This window comes from Sphingomonas bisphenolicum (assembly GCF_024349785.1).
In the GTDB taxonomy this organism is placed as follows: Bacteria; Pseudomonadota; Alphaproteobacteria; order Sphingomonadales; family Sphingomonadaceae; genus Sphingobium; species Sphingobium bisphenolicum.
Genome location: NZ_AP018817.1, coordinates 3,683,633 through 3,709,618, shown reverse-complemented (window position 1 = coordinate 3,709,618; position 25,986 = coordinate 3,683,633). Strand labels below are relative to the sequence as shown.

Genomic DNA, 25,986 nt, shown 5'->3' with positions numbered 1-25,986 from the left:
CTAGCCGGCCTGCAATTGCCGCTCGACCATCGTCCACAGCGAGGCGAAGGCCTGTGCCGGCGGCGAAGTCGGGGCGAAAGCGCCTAGCGGCTTGCGGCGCACCGTCATCTGCTCGATCGTGCTGGCCATCGGAATGGCGGGCCAGCCCGACTGGCTGTCCAGCGCCGCACGATGCAGGCTGCGGCGGCGATCGACCATCGAATAGACCGGCAGGATCGGCGCATGGTTGCCGCCGCGTTGGACCAGATAGCGGGCGACCTCGCCCATCGCCCGCTGCGACAGGGGGGACGGGATGACGGGGATGACGATCAGGTCGGCGGCGCGCAGCACCTGCTCGCTGGTCTCGGTCAGGCCGGGCGGGCAATCGAGGATGATCCGGTCATAGTCGCGCCCCAGGCTCTCGATCAGCTTGGCCAGCCGCTTCTTCTTGTCCATTTCGCGGAACAGATGGTCGAGGCTGCGCAAGGAGGTGTCGGCGGCGATCAGGTCCAGTCCCGGCACGGTCGACGGCTGGATCAGCTTGCGGACGTCCACATCCTTGCTGAAGATCGCCTGCGCCGCGTCGCGGCTTTCCGTGTCGGTGGAGAGCAGCCAGCTCGACGCGGCCTGCGGGTCGAGATCCCAGAGGAGGGTGCGCCGCTTGGAGATGCAGGCCGATGCCCAGGCCAGGTTGATCGCGAAGGTGGTCTTACCCACGCCGCCCTTCAGACTGTAGACGGCGATGGTCGCCAATGTCGGTTCCTTTGCCATGAGGAGAGAAGCTACGGCTTCCCGCCATCAAAGCAAGCGCTCAGATCATGGCTTTGTTACGCGCCTGTGACGTGACGAGATGAGACAGGGAGTTGGACAATTATATCGCATTTTCAAAACAAAGATCGTTTCGGATATGCAATGATAGAGTGTTTAGATTTTTATAGAATTTCCAGTACCTTATCCTGCGGCCGGCAGAAGCGAACGCCCTTCTCGGTCTCGACGAAGGGGCGATTCACATAAGCCGGATCTGACGCCATTGCGTCCAGGATCGCACTGGCGTCCAAGGTAGGCAGGCCGCGTTCCTCTGCGTCGGTGCCCATCTTGCGGATCGCCTCCGCCGGGGTCAATCCGGCGTCGGCGATGATCTGCGCCAGCTTGTCGCGGGTGAACGGGGTTTTCAGATACTCGATCACCTCGACCTCGACGCCCGGCGCCTCCTCGAGGATCGCCAGCGTCTTGCGCGACGTGCCGCATTTGGGGTTGTGCCAGATGGTCGCCTTCACGCGTCGCCCTCCCGCGCCAACCATTCCTCCAGCCATTTGATCGTGTAGTTGCCGTTGAGGAAATCGGGATCGCGCAGCAGCGCCTGATGCAGCGGGATGGTGGTCTTCATCCCTTCGATCACATATTCCTCCAGCGCCCGCTTCAACCGCATGATCGCGCCCTCGCGGGTGCGGCCATAGACGATCAGCTTGCCGATCATGGAGTCATAGTAGGGCGGCACCTTATAGCCCTGATACAGGCCGCTATCGACGCGGACATGCATGCCACCCGGCACGTGATAGCTGGTCACGGTGCCCGGCGACGGCGCGAAGGTCTTTGGGTCTTCGGCGTTGATGCGGCATTCGATGGCATGGCCGGTGAAGCGCAGTTCGTCCTGCGTGACCGACAGCGGCTTGCCTTCGGCGATGCGGATCTGTTCGCGGACCAGATCCATGCCGGTGATCATTTCGGTCACCGGATGTTCGACCTGAAGCCGGGTGTTCATTTCGATGAAGTAGAATTCCCCATCTTCCCACAGAAATTCGATCGTGCCCGCGCCGCGATAGCCCATATCGGCCATCGCCTTGGCGCAGACGCCGCCGATGCGGTCGCGATCGGCCTGGCTCAGAATCGGGGAGGGGGCTTCTTCCAGCACCTTCTGGTGACGCCGCTGGAGCGAACAATCGCGCTCGCCCAGATGGATGGCGTTGCCATTGCCGTCGCCGAACACCTGGATTTCGATATGGCGCGGATTGCCGAGATATTTTTCGAGATAGACGGTCGCGTCGCCAAAGGCGGCCTTCGCTTCCGACCCGGCCTGCTGCATCAGCGTTTCCAGCTCGTCGGGCGAATTGCACACCTTCATGCCGCGACCGCCGCCGCCGGACGCGGCCTTGATGATGACCGGATAGCCGGCCTTTTCCGCGATCGCCTTGGCTTCCTCCAGGTCGCTGATCGCGCCGTCGGAGCCGGGGACGAGCGGCAGGCCCAGCGCGCCGGCGGTGCGCTTGGCTTCGATCTTGTCGCCCATGGTGCGGATATGTTCGGGCTTCGGCCCCACGAAGGCGATGCCGTGCGCTTCGACGATTTCGGCGAACTTGGCGTTCTCCGACAGAAAGCCATAGCCCGGATGGATCGCATCCGCGCCGCTGATTTCCGCGGCCGAAATGATCGCGGCAACGTTCAGATAGCTGTCCTTGGCCGCGGGCGGCCCGATGCAGATCGCTTCGTCGGCCAGCCGCACATGCATGGCGTCGGCGTCGGCGGTCGAGTGGACCGCCACCGTCTTGATGCCCATTTCATGGCAGGCGCGGTGGATGCGCAGCGCGATTTCGCCGCGGTTGGCGATCAGCAGCTTTTCAATGGCCATGGGTCCGACGGCCTTATTCAATGACGATCAGCGGCTGGTCGAATTCGACCGGCTGGCCATTGTCGACCAGCACGGCCTTGACCGTACCGGACACGGGTGCGGCGATCGCGTTCATGACCTTCATCGCTTCGACGATCAGGATCGTCTCACCGGCGGCGACCTGCGCGCCGATGCGGGCGAAGGGGGCGGAGCCGGGTTCGGCGGAGAGATAGGCGGTGCCCACGATCGGGGATTTGACCAGCGTGCCGGCGGGCAGTGAAGCCTCGGCCGGCGCGGCGGCGGGCGCCGGAGCAGCGGCTGCCACAGGGGCCGCGGCGGCGGGCGCAGGCGCGGCGGCATAGACCGGCGCGGTGCTGGCGGCGGCCTTGCGCGCGACGCGGATCTTGCGGTCGCCGTCCTCGACCTCGATCTCGGTCAGATTGGTGTCATCGAGCAGCGCGGCCAGATCGCGCACCAGCTGTACGTCTACCTGCATTGCGCCCTTTTCTTGTTTTTCGGTCATGTTGAAGTCCCTGGCCGGTGAATATCGTTTCTGGTGCCCGCGCCTATGCGCATTTACGGCAAAGCGCAACTTTTGTGCGCCCAAACGCGCCCCTTCACAGTTCCAGCGCGGCTTCCAGCGCCAGCATGTAGGACATGGGGCCAAAGCCGGCGATCGTCCCCTTGGCCGCCATGCCGACATAGCTTTTGTGGCGGAAGGCTTCGCGTTGATGCGGGTTGGACAGGTGGATTTCGATCACCGGCACGGTCACGGCCTTGATCGCGTCATGCAGCGCGACCGACGTGTGCGTGAGGCCGCCGGGATTCATGATGATCGCGTGGGCGCCTTCCGCATGGGCTTCCTGCACCCAGTCGATCAGATGGCCTTCATGGTTGGACTGGCGAAAATCGATTTCGACATGGGCGCGCGTAGCGGCGTCGTCCATCCGCTCGGCAATGTCGTCCAGCGTGTCATAGCCGTAGATTTCCGGCTCGCGGGTGCCCAGCATGTTCAGATTGGGTCCGTTCAGCACATAGATTTTACGCATGTCGGCCATGGCGATCCCCTTGCATGTTGCGACCGGGGCAAGGCCGCCCCTATATGCGGCACGATCCTTAGCCCTTCATGTCTCGCTTAGTCGAGACATCTTCGCATGTTCGGGAAAGCTATAGTGAGCACAGACGGCACCATCTCCATCCACATCAATGGCGAACATCGCCGCATCCGCGACGGCCTGACGCTCGCGCAACTGGCGAGCGAACTGGGCTTCGTGCCCGAAAAGGTCGCGGTGGAGCGCAATCTGGAGGTCGTGCCGCGATCGACCCTGGCGCAGGTCATGGTCGAGGATGGCGACGAACTGGAGATCGTCCATTTCGTGGGCGGCGGCGATCATCCTGTCGCCGGTAACGGCGGGGCGGTATCCGCCGCCGACGATAGCTGGACCGTGGCGGGCAAGACCTTCCGGTCGCGCCTGATCGTGGGGACCGGCAAATATAAGAGCTTCGAACAGAATGCGGCCGCGCTGGCCGCTTCGGGCGCGGAGATCGTCACCGTGGCGGTGCGCCGCGTCAATGTCAGCGATCCCAAGGCGCCGATGCTGACCGACTATATCGATCCCAAGAAGATCACCTACCTGCCCAATACCGCGGGCTGCTTCACCGGGGAGGATGCGATCCGCACCCTGCGGCTGGCACGCGAGGCGGGCGGCTGGGACCTGGTGAAGCTGGAAGTGCTGGGGGAAGCGCGCACGCTCTATCCCGACATGGTCGAAACGCTGCGGGCAACCGAGATATTGGCCAAGGAAGGCTTCAAGCCGATGGTCTATTGCGTCGATGATCCGATCGCGGCCAAGCGGCTGGAGGATGTCGGCGCGGTCGCGATCATGCCGCTGGGCGCGCCGATCGGATCGGGCCTGGGCATCCAGAACCGGGTGACGATCCGCCTGATCGTGGAAGGGACCAAGCTGCCGGTGCTGGTCGATGCGGGCGTGGGCACCGCGTCGGAAGCGGCGCAGGCGATGGAACTGGGCTGTACCGGCGTATTGATGAACACCGCCATTGCCGAGGCCAAAGACCCGGTGCTGATGGCCGCCGCGATGAAGGCGGGGGTCGAGGCCGGGCGCATGGCGTATCGCGCCGGGCGCATGGGCAGGCGGATGTATGCCGATCCGTCCAGCCCGCTGGCGGGGTTGATCTAGCGTTTATTCCGTGTGTTCCCGCGAAGGCGGGAATCCAGTTCTGCCGTCTGGCCTGGGTTCCCGCCTTAGCGGGAACACGCGGCGCTTTTGCAGGACCGCTCTAAGGCCCGGAATTCGCACGCAGGTCCAGCCGGCTCGCCCGGTCGAAAATCGCCAGCACCAGCGGATCGGACTCCGCTGCGCGCATCGCGACCTGAAATTCGACCGGGGGCATGGCGGGCGCATCGGGCACCGGCACCAGCCGCCCGCTTGCGATGGGTTGGCGCACCATCGGATGGGGAAAGATGCCGATCCCGCTGCCTTCCAGCACGATGTCGATCATCGTGCGGACATTGTTGCACAGGTTGAGCGGGCAATCGGCCAGGTCCGACGCGGCGATCGCCTCCTTCATGATGCGATAGAGCGGCGACAGGTTGGTCAGCGACCAGATCGGCGTCCCGGCCGCATCCATGGTGCGCACCGTCGACGGACTGGCCAGCCAGAGCAGGTCGACGCTGCCGATCGGCGCGGAGCGCAGCATCGGATGGGCGATCCGGCCGGCGGCAAAGGCGATGTCGGTGCGGCCGGAGGCGAGTTGCTGGATCAGATCGACCGTCAGCGCAATGTCCACCTCCAGCGACACGTGGGGCAGGTCATGGCCCAGTTGCGCGACGAAGCCGGGCAGGCAACTGGCCGCCGCAATCTCGCCCGCGCCGATTCGGATGATCCCGGTCGCGCCCGATATGTCGCTACACCCCATCAGCACCCCCTGGAAGCGCGCCCAGAGCGGTTCGCTTTCGCGCACCAGCTCGCGCCCGGCCGGGGTCAGCGCCATGGCTCGCCCCTCCCGCCGGAACAGGGCGGTGCCCAGATGACTTTCCAGTTCGCGCACGCGCGCCGAAATGGCGGGCTGGGTCGTGTTGAGCCGCGCCGCCGCCGCTGCGAAGGTGCCCAGCCGGGCGATCCAGAGCAAGGTTTCAAGATGGTAGAAGGCGATGCGATTGATAGACATTGCTTATGCTTAACTGAAAAAACAAATCATTGGTATTGATTGGTCGCGCTGCCTAAGAACGGTGTGAACTTTCAAAAAGGAAGGATGCCGATGGCCAGGAAGCTTTACCCCGATGCCGCTGCGGCGCTGGAAGGATTGCTGTTCGACGGAATGCATCTGTGCGCGGGCGGCTTCGGCCTGTGCGGCATTCCCGAACGGCTGATCGATGCGATCCGCGATTCGGGGGTCAAGGATCTGACCATCGCCTCCAACAATGCCGGGATCGACGGCGAGGGGTTGGGCAAGCTGCTGCGCACGCGCCAGGTCAAGAAGATGATCTCCTCCTATGTCGGCGAGAACAAGGAGTTCGAACGGCAATATCTGGCTGGCGAACTGGAAGTCGAATTCTGCCCACAGGGCACGCTGGCCGAACGCTGCCGTGCGGGCGGGGCGGGCATTCCGGGCTTCTACACCAAGACCGGCGTCGGCACGCAGGTGGCCGAGGGCAAGGAAGTGAAGAGCTTCGACGGCCAGGATTACATCCTGGAGCGCGGCATCTTCGCCGACGTCGCGGTCATCAAGGGCTGGAAGGCGGACGAGAGCGGCAACCTGATCTTCCGCAAGACCGCGCGCAACTTCAACCAGCCGATGGCGACCGCGGCGAAGATCTGCATCGCCGAAGTCGAGGAAGTGGTGCCGACCGGCAGCCTCGATCCCGACGCGATCCATCTGCCCGGCATCTATGTGAAGCGCATGATCGTGGGTGCGCCCTATGACAAGAAGATCGAATTCCGGACGGTGCGGACGCGGGAAGCGGCCTGATGTCGGCGACGATGCGCATGGCGCCGGCGCTGCTGCTGGCGCCGCTGGCCGCCTGCGCGACCGTGGCGCCTGCGCCTGTCGCCGCGCCTGTCGCCAATCCGCCGGCGGGGATGCAATATCTCTACGGGTCGGGCGAGGGCGCGGCGCTTTCGGTGCAGGCCTGGAACGCGCTGCTGGCCTATGTATCGGCCAGGGTGAAGGCGCGCCCGGCCGACAGCGTCGTGCTGGCGGAGGGCGCGCGCCTCGCCGCGCCGCGCTTCGTACCCTGTGGCGACAAGCCGTTCGCCGCGGTGTTCGACGTGGACGAAACGGTGATGCTCAACACCGGTTATGAATATCATGACGCGAAGACCGGCCGGGGCTTCGACGCTGCCGCCTGGGACGCATGGGAGAAGACGGGCGAGGGTGCGGTCGGGCCGGTGCCGGGCGCCGACCATGGGCTGGCCGCGCTGCGTGGCTTGGGCGTTACCGTCATCTTCAATACCAACCGGTCGGCCGCCAATGCTGATTCGACCGCGCGCGCGATCAAGGCCGCAGGGCTGGGCGATGCGGTGCATGGCCAGACGCTGTATCTAAGCGGCGACGATGCGATGGGATCGCGCAAGGATGGCCGCCGGGCGACGATCGCGGCGCGCTATTGCGTCATCGCCATGGGCGGCGACCAGTTGGGCGACTTTTCCGATCTGTTCAACGCCGCGCAACCCGTATCCGCGCGCCGCGACGCGACGCTGCAACCGCTGGTCGCGGGTCTGTGGGGCAATGGCTGGTTCGTAATGCCCAACCCCGTCTATGGCAGCGGCCTAAAGGGCGGGTTCGACGACATATTTCCGATGGACAAAAGGTGGGCGCCGCCCGCCATAGGGGAGAAATAATCATGCCCTGGACTCGTGACGAAATGGCCGCGCGCGCGGCGAAGGAATTGCAGGACGGTTTCTACGTGAATCTGGGCATCGGCATTCCGACGCTGGTGGCGAATCATATTCCCGATGGCGTGGAGGTGACGCTCCAGTCGGAAAACGGCATGTTGGGCATCGGCCCCTTTCCCTATGAGGGCGAAGAGGACGCCGACCTTATCAATGCGGGCAAGCAGACGATCAGCGAATTGCCGCAGACCGCCTATTTCAGTTCGGCCGACAGCTTCGCCATGATTCGTGGCGGGCATATCGACCTGACCGTGCTGGGGGCGATGGAGATTGCCGAAAATGGCGACATCGCCAACTGGATGATCCCCCGCAAGATGATCAAGGGCATGGGCGGCGCGATGGATCTGGTCGCGGGCGTCAAGAAGATCATCGTCGTCATGGAGCATACGAGCAAGAATGGCGATCCCAAGTTCATTCCGGCCTGCACCCTGCCGCTGACCGGCAAGAATGTGGTCGACATGATCGTGACGGACCTGTGCGTTTTCCAGCGCCCCGACCATGACAGCCCGTTCAAGCTGGTCGAATTGGCGCCGGGCGTGACGGCGGAGGATATCGCGGCTAAGACCAGCGCTCATTATGTGAGCTGAGGACGGCCAGGATGAGCCTTGACGGCGTGTATGACGACAATAATCCCTTCGCCCTGATCCTTGCGGGCAAGATTCCGTCGACCAAATTATACGAGGATGCGCACACGCTCGCCTTCCTCGACATCCAGCCGCAGTCGAAGGGGCACAGCCTGGTCATTTCCAAATGGTCCAGGGCGCGCAACATCCTGGAGATAGAGGATGAGGCGCTGGCGAAGGTGATGGCGAGCGTGAAGAAGGTCGCCAACGCCACGCGCCGGGCGCTTGCCCCCGACGGCATCCACATCGCCCAGTTCAACGGCGCGCCGGCGGGGCAGACGGTGTTTCACCTCCATGTCCATGTCGTGCCGCGCTGGGAAGGCGGACCGCTGGGATTCAGCGCCCATGCGCAGGGCGATTTCGCCGACGCGGCGCAACTGGCCGCGCTCGCCGAACAGATCCGCGCGCAGTTCTGACAGCGGACCGACTCCTTGGTTCTCAAACCGTTCAAGGCGCCCGGCGCCCGTCTCGCATTGCGGACCAAGCGGCCCGCCAAGCCTTCCACCAGCATGGAGGGCGACGCCGAAATCATCCTGGACCTGTCGCGTTTGCTGTCGCGCTGTTTCCATCCCACGCCGACGGGCATAGACCGTGTCGAATATGTCTATGCGCGCGAGTTGCTGGCGCGGATGCCCGATCGGCTGGCCTTTGCCGCGGTGCATCCGGCGGGCGGCTATTATGGTCGGCTCGATACATCGGCCGTGCGCCAGTTCCTGGCCTTCACGATCGCCAAATGGCGCAATGTGGAATCGCCCGATCAGCGGAAGAACCGCGCGACCATCATCGCGCATCTGTTCGCGCTGCGTCCCCGGCCGGTGCCCCGCGCCAGCCGGCCGCGCGTCTATCTGCAGGTGTCGCCGCATCATCTGGACGATGAGGAGCAGGTCGGCGCGATCCTGCGCGCCGAAGGGGCGAAGTTCGTCACGCTGGTGCATGACGTCATCCCGCTGTCCCATCCGGAATATGCGAGGCCGCAGGGCGCGGAAGAACATCGCCGCCGCGTCCGCACGATCGACGCCCATGCTGCGGGGATCATCGGCAACAGCCAGGCGACGATCGATGCGCTGGCGCCGCACATGCAATATGGGCTGGACGGCCGCGCCGTCCGGGTGGCGCATTTCGGCGCCGATCCGCAGGATGTATTCGCGCTGAAAGGCTATGCGGGGCCGGAGCGGCCCTTTTTCGTCTATATCGCGACGATCGAGCCGCGGAAAAACCATATGCTGCTGCTCAATGTCTGGCGGCGGCTGGTGGAGCGGCTTGGCAAGGATGCCCCGGTTCTGGTCATGGTCGGGCGCCGCGGCTGGGAGATCGAGAATGTCATCGATATGCTCGAACGCGGCGAGGCGGTGCGCGATCATGTGGTCGAGGCGGGAGAATTGTCCGACCGGGAAATGGAGGAACTGATCGCCGGAGCAAGGGCCATGATCATGCCGTCCTTCATCGAAGGCTTCGGAATGCCGGTCGTCGAGGCGTTGTCGGCCGGCGTCCCCGTGATCTGTAGCGACATTTCCGCGCATCGGGAGGTCGGCGGCGACGCGCCCGACTATCTCGACCCGATCGATGGCCTGGGGTGGCTGAGGTTGATCGAGGCTTACAGCCAGCCGAACTCGCCGGAACGCGATGCGCAAATCGCCCGGATCGCCGCCTGGCGTGGACCGACTTGGCAGGGCTATTTCGACATCGTAACGGATTTGCTGGAAGAAGTCACTGCGCAAGTTTCTTGACGGTCGCCGACGCAGCCCGCATGGAAGTGTAGAACCGATTGAAAGACCGGCCGTTTGCGCTGGATGGGGGCAAGTTGATCGAGCCAGGACAGGATCTCTGGCGCTGGCGTGGCAGGCCTGCCCATGCATAGACCGGTGACCCATCCCTTGTTCCTGCGATCGCCGCCCTTTCCCGGCGTGGCGACATCGGTGGCGGCCGTGAGCGTCGCTGCGCAAGGCGCGCCGGTTCAGGACAGCGTGCTTCATGCCATCGCGGATGCACGGGTGGGCGGCGCCTTCTGGGGCGACCGGCCGCAGGGTGTCGCCATCGTCGTGCGCGCCGGTGTCGCCGTGCAGGCCGACCGGGTCAGCGGGATCGATCCGGACCACATCGGCATCGTCGGCGATATGCCGTCATCGGTGCATGGGCGCATATTGCGCGACCCTGTCGATCCCTGGCATCTGATCGCCGCCGCCGATGCGGTCCATGCCGATGCCGAGGACGAACTGGCGGTCGTTGCCGGCATGCTGGGCGTTGCGGTGTTCGATGCGCAGGGGGAAGAGGTGCCGGCCGACCGGTTGCGGGATGTCGCGCGTGCGCGCATCGGCATGGCGCGCTATCGCGACTGTTTCACGGACCGGGACGTGCCGGTCGAGCAGGTCATCGAGCGGCTGGGCGAATGGCGCCGCCATCTCGACAGCAATCGCGATATCGCCGCCGCCAGCGGCATGGCCTTCTGGAAGCGGGACATGATGCGCCAGTTTCTGTGGGACGGGTTGCGCGCGCCGCCTTTCCTTGCACCAGAGAAAGGCCTGCGCAGCGCGCAGCAATCGGGGCGTGCGCTGGCCATCTGGCCTTCAAGGGTGCCTGCCTCGACGGTGAGGGATGCCGAGCGGATGCAGGTTCCGATCTGCCGGGTGGAGGACGGGTTTCTGCGGTCCAATGGGCTGGGGGCCGGGCTGCATCCGCCCAGTTCGGTGGTGGTCGATCATGCCGGCATCTATTATAATGCGCTCGTTCCCAGCGAGCTGGAGCAATTGCTGGCCACCCATCCCTTCCCGCCGACGTTGATCGAGCGGGCGAAGCGTTTGCGGACCGCCATCAGCGATGCGGGCGTCACCAAATATGGGATCGAGGGTGGCCGTATGTTGGATTTGCCGGCCGGTCGCCGCACCGTGCTGGCGATCGGTCAGGTCGACGACGACATGTCCGTCCGGCTGGGTGGGGCAGGGGTGGAAGGCAATCTGGACTTCCTGTCCCGCGTGCGTCGCAGCGAGCCGGACGCATGGATCATCTACCGCCCCCATCCCGACGTCCAGGCCGGGCATCGCCGCGGCCATTTGAGCGATGCCGCGATCCTCAGCCATGCCGATGCGATCGATAGCGGGGCGCCCTTGATGGAAATGGTGCAGGCGGTCGATGACGTGCATGTCCTGTCGTCGCTGACCGGGTTCGAGGCGCTGGTGCGCGGGCAGTCCGTGACCGTCCACGGCATGCCCTTCTACGCCGGCTGGGGCCTGACCCGCGATCTGGCCGAACCCACCGGCCGCCGGGGGCGCCGCCTTACCGTGGATCAGCTTGTCGCCGGAACACTCATTCTCTATCCTCGATATATTGATCCGGTGACGCGTTTGCCGTGCGGGCCGGAATTGATGGTGGATCGCATGGCAAGTGCATCGACACCGAACGTCACCTGGCTTATTAGGGCACGAACGGCACAGGGAAAGCTACGAAGATTTATGACTTTGTGCGCAGAGTTTCTTCATGACTGACGCCTCGATCCGGACATTTCTCTTCCTGCAGGGCCCGCATGGCCCCTATTTTGCAATGCTGGCCGATGCCTTGCGCGCGCGGGGACATAGCGCGCTGCGGATCAATATAAATGGCGGCGACAAAGTCGACTGGCCGGGTGACGCCAGCGATTATCGCGGCACGTTTCGCAACTGGCCTCTGTTTTTCGACGATTTCATCGTCAACCATGGCGTGACCGACCTTATCCTCTACGGCGACTGCCGACCCTATCATGCCTCCGCGCACGGCATGGCCAGATTGCGGTCCGTGCGGGTACATGTCGTCGAAGAAGGGTATATCCGTCCCGACTTCCTGACGTTGCAGGATGATGGCGTGAACGGCAATTCGACCCTGCCGCTCGATCCGCAATGGTATTTGGACGAAGCCCGGAAGCTGGATCGGGCGGAGGTGACTTTTCCGCCCGTGCCATCGACCTTTCACGCGCGTGCGCGCAACACCATGCGCAACGGCATGGCGTCCGCATTGATGCGGCCGCTTTTCCCCTATTACCGCACGCATCGGCCACATAGTTTCATCATGGAATCAGTGGCATGGACCTATAAGCTGCTGGTGGGCAAGCATGACGCGGCCAAGTCGCTGAAGGAATGGGAGAAGGTCAGAGGCCGTCCCTATTTCGCGCTGCCGTTGCAGCTCAATTCGGACTATCAGATTCGGATTCATTCGCCATTTGGCGACATGCGCGCCGCGCTGCGTTTCGTCCTCAAGAGCTTTGCGCGCCATGCGCCTGATGACGTCGCGCTGGTGGTGAAGCGGCATCCGCTCGATCCGGGCCTGGTGTCCTGGTCTCGGCTGACGCGCAGGCTCGCGGCGAAATATGGCATAGGCGACCGGGTCTTCTACCTGGAGGAAGGCGACATCGCAGAACTCGTTCGCAACGCGGAGGGTGTCGTAACCGTCAACAGCACGGTCGGTACATTGGCGTTGAACGAAGGCAAGCCTGTCACGGTGCTCGGCCATGCGGTCTACAAGGTGCCTGGAATCGTCAACACCGGTCCGCTCGACGCCTTCTGGGCCACGCCCGGAAAGATGGATCACGATCTCTATTCCGCATTCCGCCGTGTGCTGATGGATCGTTGCCTTATCCATGGTGGTCTTCTGAGCGAAGAAGGGCTGACGTTGCTGGTCGATAATGCGGTGCGCCGTCTGGCTGGGAAACGGACACCTGCTACAGGCGCTACGATCGTCGCTCATCCCGCCATCGGCCGTAAATCCCTTGCCAATTCCCGTCCGTCAACTTGAACCATTTACCGGACGATTTGAGAGCGAACGATGTGACAGGTAAGGCTGGCAAGGCGCAGTTTTGCAGCGGCTGAAAGACGAAAGGCGTCTCGGGGGAAATGGGAGAGCCGGTTTTTCCGCCAAAATCGATGCTGAAAAACTGGCGTGCGCGATCTGGATTCGACTAAATATCGCATTCCAGGCTCACGATGATTTCGCAAGTCGCGATCCGACCGCAACGGGACCGATCATGCGGCAATATTATATTCCGTTTTCTGATGTTCGATCGAATGCGGCTTTGAACAGCAAGGACCATAGATGCGCAAGGGTATCATTCTCGCTGGCGGTTCCGGGACGCGGCTCTACCCATTGACCAAGGGCGTGTCGAAGCAATTGATGCCCGTCTATGACAAGCCCATGATCTATTATCCGCTATCGACGCTCATGCTCGCGGGTATGCGGGATATCCTTATCATCACGACGCCCCATGACCGGGCGGCATTCGAGGCCGCGCTGGGCGACGGGTCAGGGCTTGGCATCCACCTGCAATATGCGGTCCAGCCCGAGCCGGCAGGACTTGCCCAAGCCTATCATATCGGCGCGGATTTTGTAGGAAGCTGTCCTTCCGCGCTGATTCTGGGCGACAATATCTTCTATGGCCATGGCTTGGCCGACATGGTCCGCACCGCCGCGGCGCGCGAAACCGGGGCGACGGTGTTCGGCTATTATGTGAAGGACCCCGCGGCTTATGGCGTCGTGTCCTTCAATGCCGACGGACGGGCGGAAACGATCGAGGAAAAGCCTGCGCAGCCCAAGTCCAACTATGCCGTCACCGGACTGTATTTCTATGATGGGCACGCGGTCGAACTGGCGCGCAGTCTGGTGCCCTCGCCGCGTGGCGAACTGGAAATAACCGATCTCAATCGCCTCTATCTCGAACAGGGCAACCTATCGGTCGAGATCATGGGTCGCGGCTATGCGTGGCTCGATACGGGCACGCATGGGTCGTTGCTTGACGCGGCGATGTATGTTCGGATCACCGAGCAGCGCCAGGGACTGAAAATCTGTTGCCCGGAGGAAATCGCCTGGCGTCAGGGCTTCATCAACGATGCGCAGTTGGAGGAGTTGGCGGCGCCGTTGCGCAAGAGCGGCTATGGCGATTATCTTTCCGGCCTTCTCGAAGGCAGGGCGGCGCATTCATGAAGGTCATTCCCACCGGCATTGCGGGTCTGGCGATCCTGGAGCCGCGCCTGTTCCAGGACGATCGCGGTTTCTTCATGGAAAGCTGGAACAGCCAGACTTTCCGGGACGCCGGCCTGGACCTGACATTCGTCCAGGACAATCACAGCCGTTCGGATCGGGGCGTGCTGCGCGGACTGCATTTCCAGCATCCCAATCCGCAGGGCAAGCTGGTGCGGGTCACCAGCGGCAGCGTCTGGGATGTCGCGGTAGACCTGCGGCGATCTTCGGCGACATTCGGGCGCTGGTTCGGGGTTGAACTGTCGGCGGCGAACAAGCGGATGTTCTGGATTCCACCGGGCTTCGCCCACGGCTTCCTGTGCCTCGAAGACGGGACGGACTTCCTGTATAAATGCACGGCTTTCTATCAGCCCGCGCAGGAGCATTCGTTGCTGTGGAACGATCCGGCGCTGAATATCCCATGGCCTGTGGCTGGGATGGATATCCAGCTATCGGCCAAGGATCGCGACGGTCTGCCCCTGGCGCACATCCAGGCGTGCGACTGAGATGGGGGACAAGAAAGCGCTCATCCTGGGCGCCCATGGCCAGCTTGGCCGTTGCCTCGCCGCCGCCGCACCTGATGATGTGATGGTGACCGCTCTCGGATCGCATGACCTCGACATAAGGGATAGGGCAGCCGTTGGGCGCTTCATTCGCGATCTGGCGCCGGACTTGGTGTTCAACGCAGCGGCCTACACCGCCGTCGATCGTGCCGAACAGGAGGAAACGATCGCCCATGCGGTCAACGCCACCGCCGTCGGCCATATCGCCGAGGCGGCCGCTGATGCGGGTGCAACCTTGATCCATGTTTCGACCGATTTCGTATTCGACGGCGCGTCGGCCACGCCCTATGCGCCGGACGATCCGACCAATCCGCTGTGCGCCTATGGGCGCACCAAGCGGGCGGGGGAATTGCTGGCGGGCGACGCCGCTCTGGTCGTGCGCACCGCATGGCTTTATGGCCCTGACGGTGCAAATTTCGTGCGCACGATGGTGCGGCTGATGGCCGAACGGCCCGAAGTGCGGGTCGTGGCGGATCAGGTGGGGTCGCCAACCTATGCGCCAGATCTGGCCGCGGCGTTATGGCGCCTGTCGGCGCTGGGCGTGACGGGTGTGCATCATTATACCGACGCCGGTACAGCGAGTTGGTATGACTTCGCGGTGGCGATCCGGGACGAGGCGCTGGCCGTGGGGATATTGGCGCGCGGGGTGCCCGTCATCCCGATCGATACCGCCAGTTTCCCGACGCCCGCCCGCCGACCGGCTTATTCGGTGCTGGACAAGGGTTCGACATGGGCGGCGCTGGGGGAGTCATCCTCCCACTGGCGCGCCAACCTGCGCCGGATGATGACGGAGATAGGCACGCATGGCTAAGGTGATGGTGACTGGCGGCGCCGGTTTCATTGGCGCGAATTTCGTCCATTTTTGGCGTCGCACGCAGCAGAGCGATGAAATCGTCGTTCTCGACGCCCTGACTTATGCGGGAAACGCGGCCAATCTGGCGGGATTGGACGGTGTCGATCTGATACATGGCGACATTTGCGATACCGCGCTGGTGGACAAGTTGATCGCCGATTACGGCATCGACACGATCGTGCATTTTGCGGCCGAAAGCCATGTCGACCGGTCGATCACCGGCCCCGATGCGTTCGTCACGACCAATGTCGTTGGCACGCACAGCCTGCTCAAGGCGGCAAAAAATGCCTGGCTGGACCAGGGCACGGGCCGTCCGCACCGCTTCCATCATGTTTCGACCGACGAGGTCTATGGTTCCCTGGGCCCTGACGACGCGGCATTCCACGAGCAGACGCCTTATGCGCCCAATTCTCCCTATTCCGCGTCGAAGGCCGGCTCCGATCATTTGGTGCGTGCCTATCACCACACCTACGGGCTGGAAGTAACGACCAGCAATTGCTCGAATAATTACGGGCCGTATCAGTTTCCGGAAAAGCTGATCCCGCTGTTTACGCTCAATGCTTTGGCTGGACGAAAAATGCCCGTCTATGGCGATGGCATGAATGTGCGCGACTGGTTGCATGTGGAGGATCATTGCGTCGGCATCGGCCTTGTCCTGCAGCATGGCAGGGTGGGCGAAACCTATAATATCGGCGGCGGTCAGGAACTGCGCAATGAACAGGTGGTCGAAGCCATTTGCCATGGGGTCGATGCGGCGTTTGCGGCCGACCCGACCCTTGGCAGCCGATACCCCGATGCACCGGCGGCTCAGGGGCGGTCCACGATGGAACTCAAGACCTATGTCGAGGATCGCAAGGGGCATGATCGGCGCTATGCGATCGACGAGCGCAAGATACGCAGCGAACTCGGTTACGTGCCTGCCCGCGATTTTCCGCAAGGCTTTGCCGAGACGCTGGACTGGTATCTGGCCCATGAGCCTTGGTGGCGCCCCCTTGTGGCGCGCGCCAGCCTTGCCGTCTGAACGATCAATATATGGCTTGAGACGGTCGGCATCGACGTGCGATGGAACAGGTAATGCGGCCAGGCGAGGCGGCCCGGCAGGGTCCGGGCAACAGAATTTTCTTGGACTTTAAGAAGCTTTTCTGCCATTGCGTGGCCCTAGCGGGCATATCGTATTTGGAGTAACCGCGCAATGAACTTTAAATCGGGATCGAGATGCCTGTGATGCACGACGTTGTCTATCCAAATGACGGGGTTCGCTTGAGCCGATTTCGCGATTATCTCTCCAAGTTGAAGCCAAGCTTCTGGGCAATTGTTGTTATTCCAACATCCATAGCTATTATATATTATGGATTGCTTGCATCCGATGTTTATACATCCGATTCCTATTTTGTTGTAAAAAGTTCTCAGCGCGAGAAGTCGGTCACCGGATTTGCTTCCTTTTTTGCCGGTGAAGGGGCGGGAGGCTCGACTGACGAGGTTCATGCGGTCGAGGAATATCTGAAATCGCGCGACGCCCTGCGGGACGTCAATAAGGATGGGCTGGTGACGAACGCCTTTACGCGTTCTTCCATCTCGATATTCGACCGTTTTGGTAAGCTGGGAAGTGACAGTGAGGAAGCGCTGTACAAATATTTCAGCAAGCGGGTGGATTCCACTTATGACGGCGGGACATTCGTCGCGCATCTGAAGGTGCAGGCCTATACGCCGGACGATGCCTTCGAGATCAACCGGCGTCTGCTCAATCTGGGCGAAAGTCTCGTCAATCGACTGAACCAGCGTAGCCGGACCGACCTTGTTCGCTACGCGGAAAAGGAGGTCGATGAGGCGAGGGCGCGGGCTGCGACGGCAGCCGTGGCGCTGTCTACCTATCGCAACAAGCGCGGCGTGGTGGACCCTGAAAAGCAGGCGGCCGTTCAAATTCAGCTCGTGACGAAGTTGCAGGACGAACTGATCGCCAATCAGACGCAACTTGATCAATTGAGGCAGTTTACCCCGGAAAATCCCCAGGTTTCCGTCTTGCAGGAGCGCGTCGCGAGCATTCGTCGGCAAATGAGCACGGAGATGCAAAAGGTTGCGGGAGGCGCCCAGTCGCTCGCAGGCAGCGTCGCGGGCTATGAGCGTGTCCAGATGGATAGCGAATTTGCGGCCAAGCAATTGGCGAGCGCGATGGCCTCGCTGGAAGATGCCAAGAATGAGGCGCGTCGCCAGCAAATCTATGTCGAGCGTATCGTGGCGCCCAACAAGCCGGATGCCGCCCTTTACCCCAAGAGGCTTAAGGGTGTGGTTTCGGTCTTGCTGCTGGGCCTCGTGATATACGGCATCTTCCAGCTTCTCGTGGCCGCCATTTTCGAGCATCGCCAATGATAATGGGTTGGGATTTTGCTGGAGGGCTGACGCGTTTTTTTAAATCCCTGATGGTGCAGAAGCGCGTGATTTTCGCGCTTCTCATGCGCGAAGCTCTGACCCGGTACGGCCGGCATAATATCGGCCTCTTCTGGCTCTTCGCGGAACCCATGATGTTCACCCTGGGCGTTACCGCCCTATGGTCTGCGACAGGTAGAGGACATGCCAGTCAGCTACCGATCGCGGCTTTCGCGCTGACCGGCTATTCCAGTGTTCTTCTCTGGCGTAACATGCCTGGTCGATGCATCGGCGCCATTCAGCCCAATGCATCGCTGATGTATCATCGCAACGTGCGGATCATCGATATCTTCATGTCGCGGCTCATCCTGGAGGCGATGGGCGCAACCGGGTCCTTCCTGGTGCTGACTCTTGCGTTCAATTATGTCGGCTTGATCGATTTACCTGAAGATGTCTTCAAAATCATCATCGGATGGACATTGCTCGCCTGGTTCGGTGCGGCGCTCGCGATTACGTTGGGGACGCTTGCGGAGCATTCCGAACTGGTCGACAAGCTCTGGCATCCGGCCTCTTACCTGATGTTCCCATTATCCGGGGCTGGCTTTTTGATGAGTGCGGCGCCGCCGGCTTTCCAAAAAGTCGTGGGCTGGATCCCCATGGTCCATTGCACCGAATATATCAGAGAAGGCTATTTCGGGTCCAAGATCGTGGCCATTCACAATCTTGGCTACGTCCTGCTGGTCAATTTGATTTTGACGGCCTTCGGCCTTTTGCAGATCAGAGTAATCGCACGGAGGGGTGTGCTCAGTGATTGAGTTGCGGGACGTAACGAAAAGCTATCGCACCTCCACCGGGCTAGTGACGGTGCTCGACAAAATAAATCTGCGTGTCGAGAAAGGCGAGAAAGTCGGCATTCTGGGCCGCAACGGTGCCGGCAAGTCCACACTGGTGCGTTTGTTGGGCGGCGTCGAGCAGCCGACATCGGGCAAAATCCAATGGGATATGAGCATATCCTGGCCATTGGCGTTCGGCGGCGCGTTTCAGAGTTCGCTGACGGGGCTGGATAATCTGCGGTTTATCTGTCGCGTGTACGGCGTCGATTATCGTGACAAAATCGACTATGTGGATGATTTCTCCGAGCTAGGGCGGTATCTGCGGGAGCCGGTCAAGACATATTCTTCGGGTATGCGGGCGCGCCTGGCCTTTGCCGTCTCCATGGTGATTGAGTTCGACTGTTTCCTGATCGATGAGATCACGGCCGTCGGCGATCAGCGCTTTCATGAGAAATGCCATGTCGAGCTGTTCGAGAAACGCGCTGACCGCGCGTTCCTGGTCGTATCTCACGATAATTCCTTCATACGCGACCATTGCAACAAGATGGGCGTCATTTCCGGCGGTCGCTTGGAATTGTTCGACGAGGTAGAAGCGGGTTATGAATATTATCACAAAGTGACCCATACGCATTGATCGTATCGGAGCCGGCTGTCCGATGAAGAATCTTCTAGGCATCGCGAGCGCGCGCCTTGCGTCCCGCAGGGCAAAGAAAACACAGGATGTGCGCGATTGGCTGCTGGCCGCCGACGCTTGGGGGCGGGTGGTCCGCACCGTGCGGCGTAGCAGCCGCATATGGCTCCAATATGCCCATGCGCTGCGACGCTCTGGCCAGTCTGTCGAGGCGGGGGATGCCTATCGTCGCGTTCTGGCGTTGAAGCCGGGCACCGCGGCCGCCTGGACGGGCCTTGGTATTGCATTCAAGGCGCAAGGACAGCGATCGGCGGCCATCGATGCTTTCGTCCAGGCGTTGCGGATCGACCCTCTATCGAGATCGGCTCGCGAGGAGCTTCTTCGCTATGGCGCGCGCGGAGCCGTGCCGGAAGCCGCCCATGGTCGTGCCGCCATCGCCGATGCGCTGGCTGGTCTGCGCCTGAGCTTGGACCAAGCCAATATCTGGCGGGACGAGGTCGAACAGGCCGGAATCTTTCCCGCGCTCGACTATGATGCCTTTCGCAAGCAGTCGATTATCGGCCCGCCTCCCGGTGAGGGAGCCGGCCTTGATTGCCTGAGCATAAGGATCGATGCGCGCGGAGCGGCCCCTGCGCGGCTTCGTGCGACATTGCGCAGCCTGATCGTGCAAAGTCGGTGGAACTGGCGAGCGGAAGTCCTGTCTTCGTCCGATCTGCGGGAATCCCCGATCGGCAGCATGGCGCATGTCGAGCCGCGCATCCATTTCATCGATGCAGCATGGGCCGACGAAAGCGGATATATCCTCCATCTTGAAGCGGGAACGGTGCTAAACCCGCACGCATTGGCCTGGTTCGGCTGGACTGCCGGAGAGACGGGCTGTTCCCTCGCCTATTGCGACCATGACCATATGGCGCAGGACTGGAAATATGGCGCATCCTATAGCGCCCCGGTGCTGCAGCCGGTCTATGATCCTTATTGGTTCGACGACGCGTTGGTGTGCCCCGCCGCCTTCCTGACGTTTGGCGACGTGCCGGGCGGCGGCGATCGCAGGACGGTGCTGCGATCTGCCGCGGCGCGCGGTACAGTGGCCCATATTCCGCGTATCCTCGCCTCCAATATGGGCGGCTCGGTGTCTTTCGTCGCTTCCGCCATGCCGGAAGGATTGGGCGCCGCCGCCCGATCGATCGCCGTCGTTATTCCCACGCGCGACAATCCGGCCTTGTTGGAACGTTGCGTAGCCAGTTTGCTGGCCAAGGCGGATAATCCCCAGCAAATCGAGATTTTGATCGTCTCCAATCGGTCGGCACATGCCGAAACCCATGCGCTGCTTGGGCAGTTGGCGAAGCGGCCGTTGACGCGCATCCTGAATTTCGATGAGCCGTTCAATTGGTCGCGGGCCAATAATGTCGCGGCGCAGGAGACAAATGCGGAGATATTGTTGTTCCTCAATGATGATACCGAAATGCTATCATCCCATTGGGACTCGCTGCTGATCGCAACCTGGGAAAATGACGATAAGGTGGGCGCCGTGGGTGCGCGCTTGCTTTACCCTTCCGGTGGCGTTCAGCATGCCGGTATTATCCTGGGCCTGGATGGAGACGGGCCGCAGCATGAAGCGCGGTGGCAGAATGCCGATGAGTGCGGGCCACATGGGCGTTGGCTTCGGTTGCGCACAACTTCTGCGGTGACCGGCGCCTTTCTCGCCATGCCTCGTCAGCTGTTCGTGCAGGTGGGCGGCTTCAATGAGCTGGATTTCGCCATAGCCTATAATGATATCGACATGTGCCTGCGGCTTCGCGAATTGGGACGGGTCATCCTCTATGATCCCAGACTGATCTTGACTCATTATGAGTCGGTTTCGCGCGGCGCGAACCTGACCTCGCAAATGCTCGAGTGGGATCAGAGCGAACTCCATACGCTGTACATGGGTTGGGGCGACGCCTGCCTGCGCGATCCCGGTTACAACCCGCATTTTGCAACCGGCGGATATCCCTTTGACGGCTATCGCGACCCGCCGCTGGAAGAGATATTGCGTCATGTCCGGCATAGCGCATCCCCGGAACCCTGGCGTGTCGCGCGCCGTTCCTGATAGGGTGGGCATGTCGCTTGTCCTGTCACGCCGCCGACAGGCCTGCGCCGGCGATCGGTATCTTTGGACGTCGCAGAATAACCGCCATTTTCGGAAAGCCGGATGATGTTGTCAAAAAAGCAAATGTTGCCGGGCCTGCCGTTGATCGAATCGCCGCTGTTTCCAAGCTTCGTTGCCGACATGGATCTGAGCGAGTCGGAACGGACCGTCGCGGAAGATCTTTATCGGCGCGGCTACGCGGTGATCGATTTCCCTGATCCGACGATTGCAGAACGCATCGACCGGATAAAGAATCGGCTGGCTCCCATGTTCGCCATCAACATGGACGATCCTGATGCCGTCATGCCGGAGGGAGATTTGCGTATCCAAGACGCATGGCAACAGGATGAAGATGTCCGGGCGATCGCCTGCAACACGCAGATGATCGATCTGCTCAGCAAGCTTTATGGCCGGCCGGCCTTCCCCTTCCAAACGCTGAATTTCCCGGTCGGAACGCAGCAACATATGCATAGCGATTCCATTCATTTTTCCAGCCTGCCGGAACGGTTCATGTGTGGCGTTTGGCTTGCGATGGAAGATATCGGGCCGGAATCCGGTCCTCTGATCTATTATCCCGGTAGCCATAAATGGCCGATCGTCTCCAATGAAATGCTGCAAATTTCGAGGGAGAACGAGCCGCGCAATGCGCCGCAGGCGCCGTATGAACCGATCTGGCGATCCTTGATCGAGCAAGCGGGCATCGAGGGGGAAACTTTTCATGCGCGCAAGGGGCAGGCGCTGATCTGGCTTGCCAACCTGCTACACGGGGGCAGCACCCGCACGGATTTGCGGAGAACACGCTGGTCCCAAGTCACGCATTATTATTTTGAAGGCTGCACCTATTATACGCCTGCCTATTCCGAACCCGCGCCGGGTCGGATCGATACGCGGCATATCCTGAACATCGCCACCGGCGACATGATGCCCAACATGGTGCTGGGCAAGGTCGTGCCGGAATTGATGCCGCCGGAGCCGATATTGCAGAAAAAGCCGCTTTGGCGCCGACTCCGCCGACGCCTTATTGGCAAGGGACGCCCCCGGAAGACCGGCTAGGCGCGTTGCAAGGCCTGCGCCGTCCGGCCCGCCGATCAGGCTGGCTGATCGGCGGGAATGGGCTCTACCTGCGATACGCGGCTGATCTTCCCGGACACCAGCTTAAGTCTCCATTCGACCTGATCCTGGTTGCCCAGCAGGATCGCCAAACTATCCGCCTGGACGAAAGCGCGTGCCGGACATTGCACGGTAAGGAGCCCATAGCCGGCAGGGTCCAGTCGGGAAAAGCTCGAGACGATTTTGCAATCGCCGATCGAGCGTGATGAGTCGTCCAGCATGGCGATACGAAGGACGTCGCCGGATGCATGATCCGACATGTCGATGCCGTGATGGGTTGCGTTCATCAAGCCTAGCAGGAGAAATTTGCCCGATTGGCCGGGAACCGAAAAAGGTTCGCGCAACAGCATCGGCCTTAAGTCCGCAATCGAACCGTCCCGGTCTTTGCCGGGGCTGACGGGCGGCTGCGTCAGATCGAGGCGGAATGTGGTGCCGAACCAATCCACCGCTTCCTGCACGACCTCCACATCGACGTAGCGTGCCCCCCGCGCGAGCCAGTCCGCATTGACGTAAATGGGGAGATAGAGTTCATCGCCCGGCGGCAGCACGAATGGTATGGGCGTGCGCGGATTTTCATAGTCCAGCATCGCTCCATCTTCGGCAACGATGTGGGAGCCGATATTGATCTCCATGCCCTTGCCCGGCAGGCCATTGCTCGACCACAATTTCGAACTCTCGTTACGCAAGGCAATGATGAACTGCAGCCGGCGGCCATCGTCGGACACCATCGGTCCTTCTACATACCGGAAGCTGTGCTTGCGGTCAGGCAGATCCAGCGGCTGACGCATGCGGATGTTGCCGATCAGCGCCGGCACCGCATTGGGCGAGAGATTGCGTGGGCGATAACGGCGATACCAGTTGTCGCCCAATATGATGTCCCGCACCTCCTGCGCGGTTCCTTCCCAAGTGGGCCAAGCTGTTCCGTCCTGGGGATAGGCCAGGCGGTCCTGTCCTGCCATCTCCTCGACGACCTGCGCCAGGGCGCCTGCATTGCCCATCTCGAAATATTGGGCGACCGGCGCCCCTTGCCCCACCTCTCGAAAGACCGGGATGTCGCTGAGGATCACCGGGCAACCGAAATGCCCTGCTTCGACCACGGGCAAGCCAAATCCTTCCAGATAGGATGCCATGATCAAGGCGTTGACAGCGCTATAGGCAGCGCGCAACTGCCCGTCGCGGACCTCTTCTCGCAGGAAAAGGCGGCGTTCCGCCTCCGGATGGACCTTGATGCGCTCGTACAGAATCCGGGTGTTCCAGCCCGGCTTGCCGATCAGCATCAGGTTGACATCGACGCCGCGGGACCACAGTCGTTCAAATGCGTCGAGGACGATACTGTGCCCCTTGCGCGGTTCGATCGTCCCGACCATCATGAAAGTCGGTCGGTCGCCCAGAAAGTCCAGCCATTCCGGATCCGCGGGCGCGGCACTGAAATCGGCGCCCAGACGGATATATCCCACGTTCATCGGTCGCGGCAGCTCGATCGCTTCCAGCAAGGCGTAAACCTCGTCCGCGACGGCCCGCGAAACGCAGATAATTCCGGTGGAGTGGCCCAATATGAATTCGAACCATCGTCTGAAGACAGCCGGCATACTTTCGATCGTCATGCCCGGTTTGGTCAGCGGCCCGATATCGTGAATGCCGTGGACCACGGTTTGGCCCATCGCCATGGCATTCAGCAGGCGCGGCCCCTGAATTTCCGGATATCCCCAGGAACTGTCGATCAGGAAATAGCTGTCGTCGGCCGAGTATGGCAGGCTATCGAGCGGGTTTCTTGTGATCGCTGCATTGCTGAGGTTCTTCATGCGATACCATCCCGATGAATCATCGGCATAGCTGAGAACAGTCTCCGATACTGAAGGCGTATCGCTGTTGACCAACGCCGTCGTGAGACGATGGATGACCCGCTGAATACCGGAAAGCAAAGTGCTTTGCGCCGTCGAGGTCACGTCCATGATCAGTCGAGGTGGCGCCGCGTTCGCGGGGCGAGCCTCTATCGCCGGCGCGCGGGAAGGCGCTGATACCAGCTTTTCTTCCAGCATGGCGCGCAACGCCGATACCGTGATCTCCGCGGATTTTTCCCAGCTGAACTCCTTCGTGCGTTGCTTGCCGAAGGCGACGGCATCCTGCCGAAAGGACGTATCCTTCAGGATGTGGCTCAGCAGCTTGGCGAGTTCGTCCGGCGTCTGGCCATCGAACAGCAGATCTTCCCTGGCAACCACTTCGCCGACCGCACCGCCGCGCGCAGCAATGAAGGGGCAGCCGGAGGCCATGGCTTCCAGCGCGGCCAAGCCGAAGCCTTCCATCAGCGAGGGCTGAACGGCTATGCTGGCGTTTCGATACAGTTTGACGAGTTGGGCATCGGATACCCATCCGGTGACGACCAGGCCGTCATCAGGCAGGCCATTGGCCGCCCACAGGTTGCGGAGTGGCGCAAGTTCCGGTTCGCTGTGATCGCCCGCGAGCACGAATTGCATCATGCCGCTTTGAACATCCGGGATACGGGCCAGCGCTTTGACGAGCATGCCGACATTCTTGCGCCAGTCCAAACCGCCGACATAGAGAATATAGGCCGTCAGCGCCTTTGGCAGCTTGACGTTCGTCAGGTCGGCCGCGAGCAGTTCCTCGAAATCTGCGGGCAGACCGGCGCCGATCGTAACGCAATTATCCTTGTCGAACAGTTCCCGATATTCGTCCTGCGTAAAATCGGAATTGCACAAGACGAAGTCATATTTCGGCAGAGAATAAAATCGGCGATAATAGGCCGGTGCGATATTGGGGTGATGGAAATAGCGTTCCGGGAAGCGGTGCGGGATCGCATCATGAAATATACAGGCGGTGGGACATTCGACATCGTCAAGGGTGACGAGGGGGGAACTGTTGTCCTCAAAACCCTCGAAGGAACTGGGGCATAGCGCCACATCCGGCGCAATGGCATTGATATGCGCCGCCAAGATGCGGTCATCGGCGATGCGCTGTGGCGTGTAGCCATGCGCAATCTCGCCCGCCGAGGCCGTCCCATACCATGTTTCTATGCGAACGTTCGGCAGCGTGTCGGCCAGATAGGTTCGGGCCGCGACAGCCTGATGCTTCAAATTCGCATTGAACGACACAGTAAGCTGAACGTCGGTCCGCAGGTGCAGCGCACGCAGCAGTTCACTGACATAGCGTCCGATGCCGCGAACATTGCTGGCCGTTTGAAGGCACTGACCGTCTATCCAAATATGCATTTTCTGCTGCTTCCGCAATGTTAACTCAGCATTCGAACGAGGCGGATGCATCGCCTGCATTGCCGCACCTCATTCCCGTCGATTGGCGTGTGACTCACTTGCTGTTTCTTGCCGTTCCGCCTTTCATGCAGCGCCCCACGATCAGGCGGGCGCCAAAAAGGGGGCGCAGCTATTCAGGGCC

At 61.6% G+C, this 25,986-nt stretch carries 24 protein-coding genes; 17 read left to right on the top strand and 7 right to left on the bottom strand.

Going from position 1 to position 25,986, the window contains the following annotated elements; translation table 11 throughout:
• The 5 genes from SBA_RS18375 to aroQ form a co-directional block, all read right to left on the bottom strand.
• The gene (locus tag SBA_RS18375; protein WP_224549697.1) at window positions 1–750 is read right to left on the bottom strand and encodes a ParA family protein; all 750 of its coding nucleotides are present in this window, start codon (window positions 748–750) and stop codon (window positions 1–3) included.
• Window positions 751–911: 161 nt separating this feature from the next.
• On the bottom strand, window positions 912–1,256 hold the full coding sequence (locus SBA_RS18370) for an arsenate reductase family protein (protein WP_261935445.1): 345 nt from the start codon (window positions 1,254–1,256) through the stop codon (window positions 912–914).
• Window positions 1,253–2,605 (bottom strand): acetyl-CoA carboxylase biotin carboxylase subunit, encoded by a 1,353-nt coding sequence (gene accC, locus SBA_RS18365; protein ID WP_224549701.1) that lies wholly within the window; start codon window positions 2,603–2,605, stop codon window positions 1,253–1,255. Before accC ends, SBA_RS18370 begins: the two co-directional genes overlap by 4 nt.
• A gap of 13 nt (window positions 2,606–2,618) precedes the next feature.
• On the bottom strand, window positions 2,619–3,107 hold the full coding sequence (gene accB, locus SBA_RS18360) for an acetyl-CoA carboxylase biotin carboxyl carrier protein (protein WP_224549703.1): 489 nt from the start codon (window positions 3,105–3,107) through the stop codon (window positions 2,619–2,621).
• Window positions 3,108–3,201: 94 nt separating this feature from the next.
• A complete protein-coding gene (aroQ, locus tag SBA_RS18355; protein ID WP_224549705.1) occupies window positions 3,202–3,642 on the bottom strand; it encodes a type II 3-dehydroquinate dehydratase in 441 nt (146 codons plus the stop codon).
• A gap of 114 nt (window positions 3,643–3,756) precedes the next feature.
• On the opposite strand from aroQ, the gene thiS reads away from it, so the two are divergent.
• On the top strand, window positions 3,757–4,782 hold the full coding sequence (gene thiS / locus SBA_RS18350) for a sulfur carrier protein ThiS (RefSeq protein WP_224549707.1): 1,026 nt from the start codon (window positions 3,757–3,759) through the stop codon (window positions 4,780–4,782).
• 100 nt (window positions 4,783–4,882) lie between these two features.
• On the opposite strand, the gene SBA_RS18345 is transcribed toward thiS, so the two are convergent.
• Window positions 4,883–5,773: a LysR family transcriptional regulator gene (locus SBA_RS18345; protein WP_261935444.1), complete on the bottom strand. Its 891-nt coding sequence runs from the start codon at window positions 5,771–5,773 to the stop codon at window positions 4,883–4,885.
• A gap of 90 nt (window positions 5,774–5,863) precedes the next feature.
• Between SBA_RS18345 and SBA_RS18340 the strand changes: the two genes are divergently transcribed.
• From SBA_RS18340 to SBA_RS18265, 16 genes are all read left to right on the top strand, one after another.
• Entirely contained in the window at window positions 5,864–6,574 is a 711-nt protein-coding gene (locus SBA_RS18340; protein ID WP_224549710.1) for a CoA transferase subunit A, read from the top strand.
• Window positions 6,574–7,446 carry an HAD family acid phosphatase gene (locus tag SBA_RS18335; RefSeq protein ID WP_261935443.1) on the top strand — a complete coding sequence of 291 codons (873 nt, stop codon included), beginning with the start codon at window positions 6,574–6,576 and terminating at the stop codon, window positions 7,444–7,446. Before SBA_RS18340 ends, SBA_RS18335 begins: the two co-directional genes overlap by 1 nt.
• Window positions 7,447–7,448: 2 nt before the next feature.
• The gene (locus SBA_RS18330; protein ID WP_261935442.1) at window positions 7,449–8,084 is read left to right on the top strand and encodes a CoA transferase subunit B; all 636 of its coding nucleotides are present in this window, start codon (window positions 7,449–7,451) and stop codon (window positions 8,082–8,084) included.
• A gap of 11 nt (window positions 8,085–8,095) precedes the next feature.
• Window positions 8,096–8,536, top strand: a complete 441-nt coding sequence (locus SBA_RS18325; RefSeq protein ID WP_261935441.1) for an HIT family protein — start codon at window positions 8,096–8,098, stop codon at window positions 8,534–8,536.
• A 15-nt stretch (window positions 8,537–8,551) separates the two neighbouring features.
• Window positions 8,552–9,847: a glycosyltransferase family 4 protein gene (locus SBA_RS18320; protein WP_261935440.1), complete on the top strand. Its 1,296-nt coding sequence runs from the start codon at window positions 8,552–8,554 to the stop codon at window positions 9,845–9,847.
• Between the two features lie 123 nt (window positions 9,848–9,970).
• Window positions 9,971–11,599 carry a capsular polysaccharide export protein, LipB/KpsS family gene (locus SBA_RS18315; protein WP_261935439.1) on the top strand — a complete coding sequence of 543 codons (1,629 nt, stop codon included), beginning with the start codon at window positions 9,971–9,973 and terminating at the stop codon, window positions 11,597–11,599.
• Entirely contained in the window at window positions 11,592–12,878 is a 1,287-nt protein-coding gene (locus tag SBA_RS18310; RefSeq protein WP_224549716.1) for a capsule biosynthesis protein, read from the top strand. Before SBA_RS18315 ends, SBA_RS18310 begins: the two co-directional genes overlap by 8 nt.
• A 297-nt stretch (window positions 12,879–13,175) precedes the next feature.
• Complete coding sequence (gene rfbA / locus SBA_RS18305) at window positions 13,176–14,060, top strand: glucose-1-phosphate thymidylyltransferase RfbA (protein WP_224549717.1); 885 nt, start codon at window positions 13,176–13,178, stop codon at window positions 14,058–14,060.
• The gene (rfbC, locus tag SBA_RS18300; RefSeq protein ID WP_261935438.1) at window positions 14,057–14,602 is read left to right on the top strand and encodes a dTDP-4-dehydrorhamnose 3,5-epimerase; all 546 of its coding nucleotides are present in this window, start codon (window positions 14,057–14,059) and stop codon (window positions 14,600–14,602) included. The genes rfbA and rfbC overlap by 4 nt, the downstream gene beginning before the upstream one ends.
• Before the next feature lies 1 nt (window position 14,603).
• Entirely contained in the window at window positions 14,604–15,470 is an 867-nt protein-coding gene (gene rfbD / locus SBA_RS18295) for a dTDP-4-dehydrorhamnose reductase (protein WP_261935437.1), read from the top strand.
• Entirely contained in the window at window positions 15,463–16,533 is a 1,071-nt protein-coding gene (rfbB, locus tag SBA_RS18290; RefSeq protein WP_261935436.1) for a dTDP-glucose 4,6-dehydratase, read from the top strand. Before rfbD ends, rfbB begins: the two co-directional genes overlap by 8 nt.
• 203 nt (window positions 16,534–16,736) lie before the next feature.
• Window positions 16,737–17,879, top strand: a complete 1,143-nt coding sequence (locus tag SBA_RS18285) for a hypothetical protein (protein WP_224549724.1) — start codon at window positions 16,737–16,739, stop codon at window positions 17,877–17,879.
• Between the two features lie 2 nt (window positions 17,880–17,881).
• A complete protein-coding gene (locus SBA_RS18280; protein ID WP_224549726.1) occupies window positions 17,882–18,691 on the top strand; it encodes an ABC transporter permease in 810 nt (269 codons plus the stop codon).
• Window positions 18,684–19,343, top strand: a complete 660-nt coding sequence (locus SBA_RS18275) for an ABC transporter ATP-binding protein (RefSeq protein WP_224549728.1) — start codon at window positions 18,684–18,686, stop codon at window positions 19,341–19,343. The genes SBA_RS18280 and SBA_RS18275 overlap by 8 nt, the downstream gene beginning before the upstream one ends.
• A gap of 88 nt (window positions 19,344–19,431) precedes the next feature.
• Window positions 19,432–21,429 carry a glycosyltransferase gene (locus tag SBA_RS18270; protein WP_261935435.1) on the top strand — a complete coding sequence of 666 codons (1,998 nt, stop codon included), beginning with the start codon at window positions 19,432–19,434 and terminating at the stop codon, window positions 21,427–21,429.
• Window positions 21,430–21,531: 102 nt separating this feature from the next.
• The gene (locus SBA_RS18265; RefSeq protein ID WP_224549732.1) at window positions 21,532–22,521 is read left to right on the top strand and encodes a phytanoyl-CoA dioxygenase family protein; all 990 of its coding nucleotides are present in this window, start codon (window positions 21,532–21,534) and stop codon (window positions 22,519–22,521) included.
• Between the two features lie 35 nt (window positions 22,522–22,556).
• On the opposite strand, the gene SBA_RS18260 is transcribed toward SBA_RS18265, so the two are convergent.
• Entirely contained in the window at window positions 22,557–25,805 is a 3,249-nt protein-coding gene (locus SBA_RS18260) for a glycosyltransferase family 4 protein (protein WP_261935434.1), read from the bottom strand.
• Window positions 25,806–25,986: the final 181 nt, after the last annotated feature.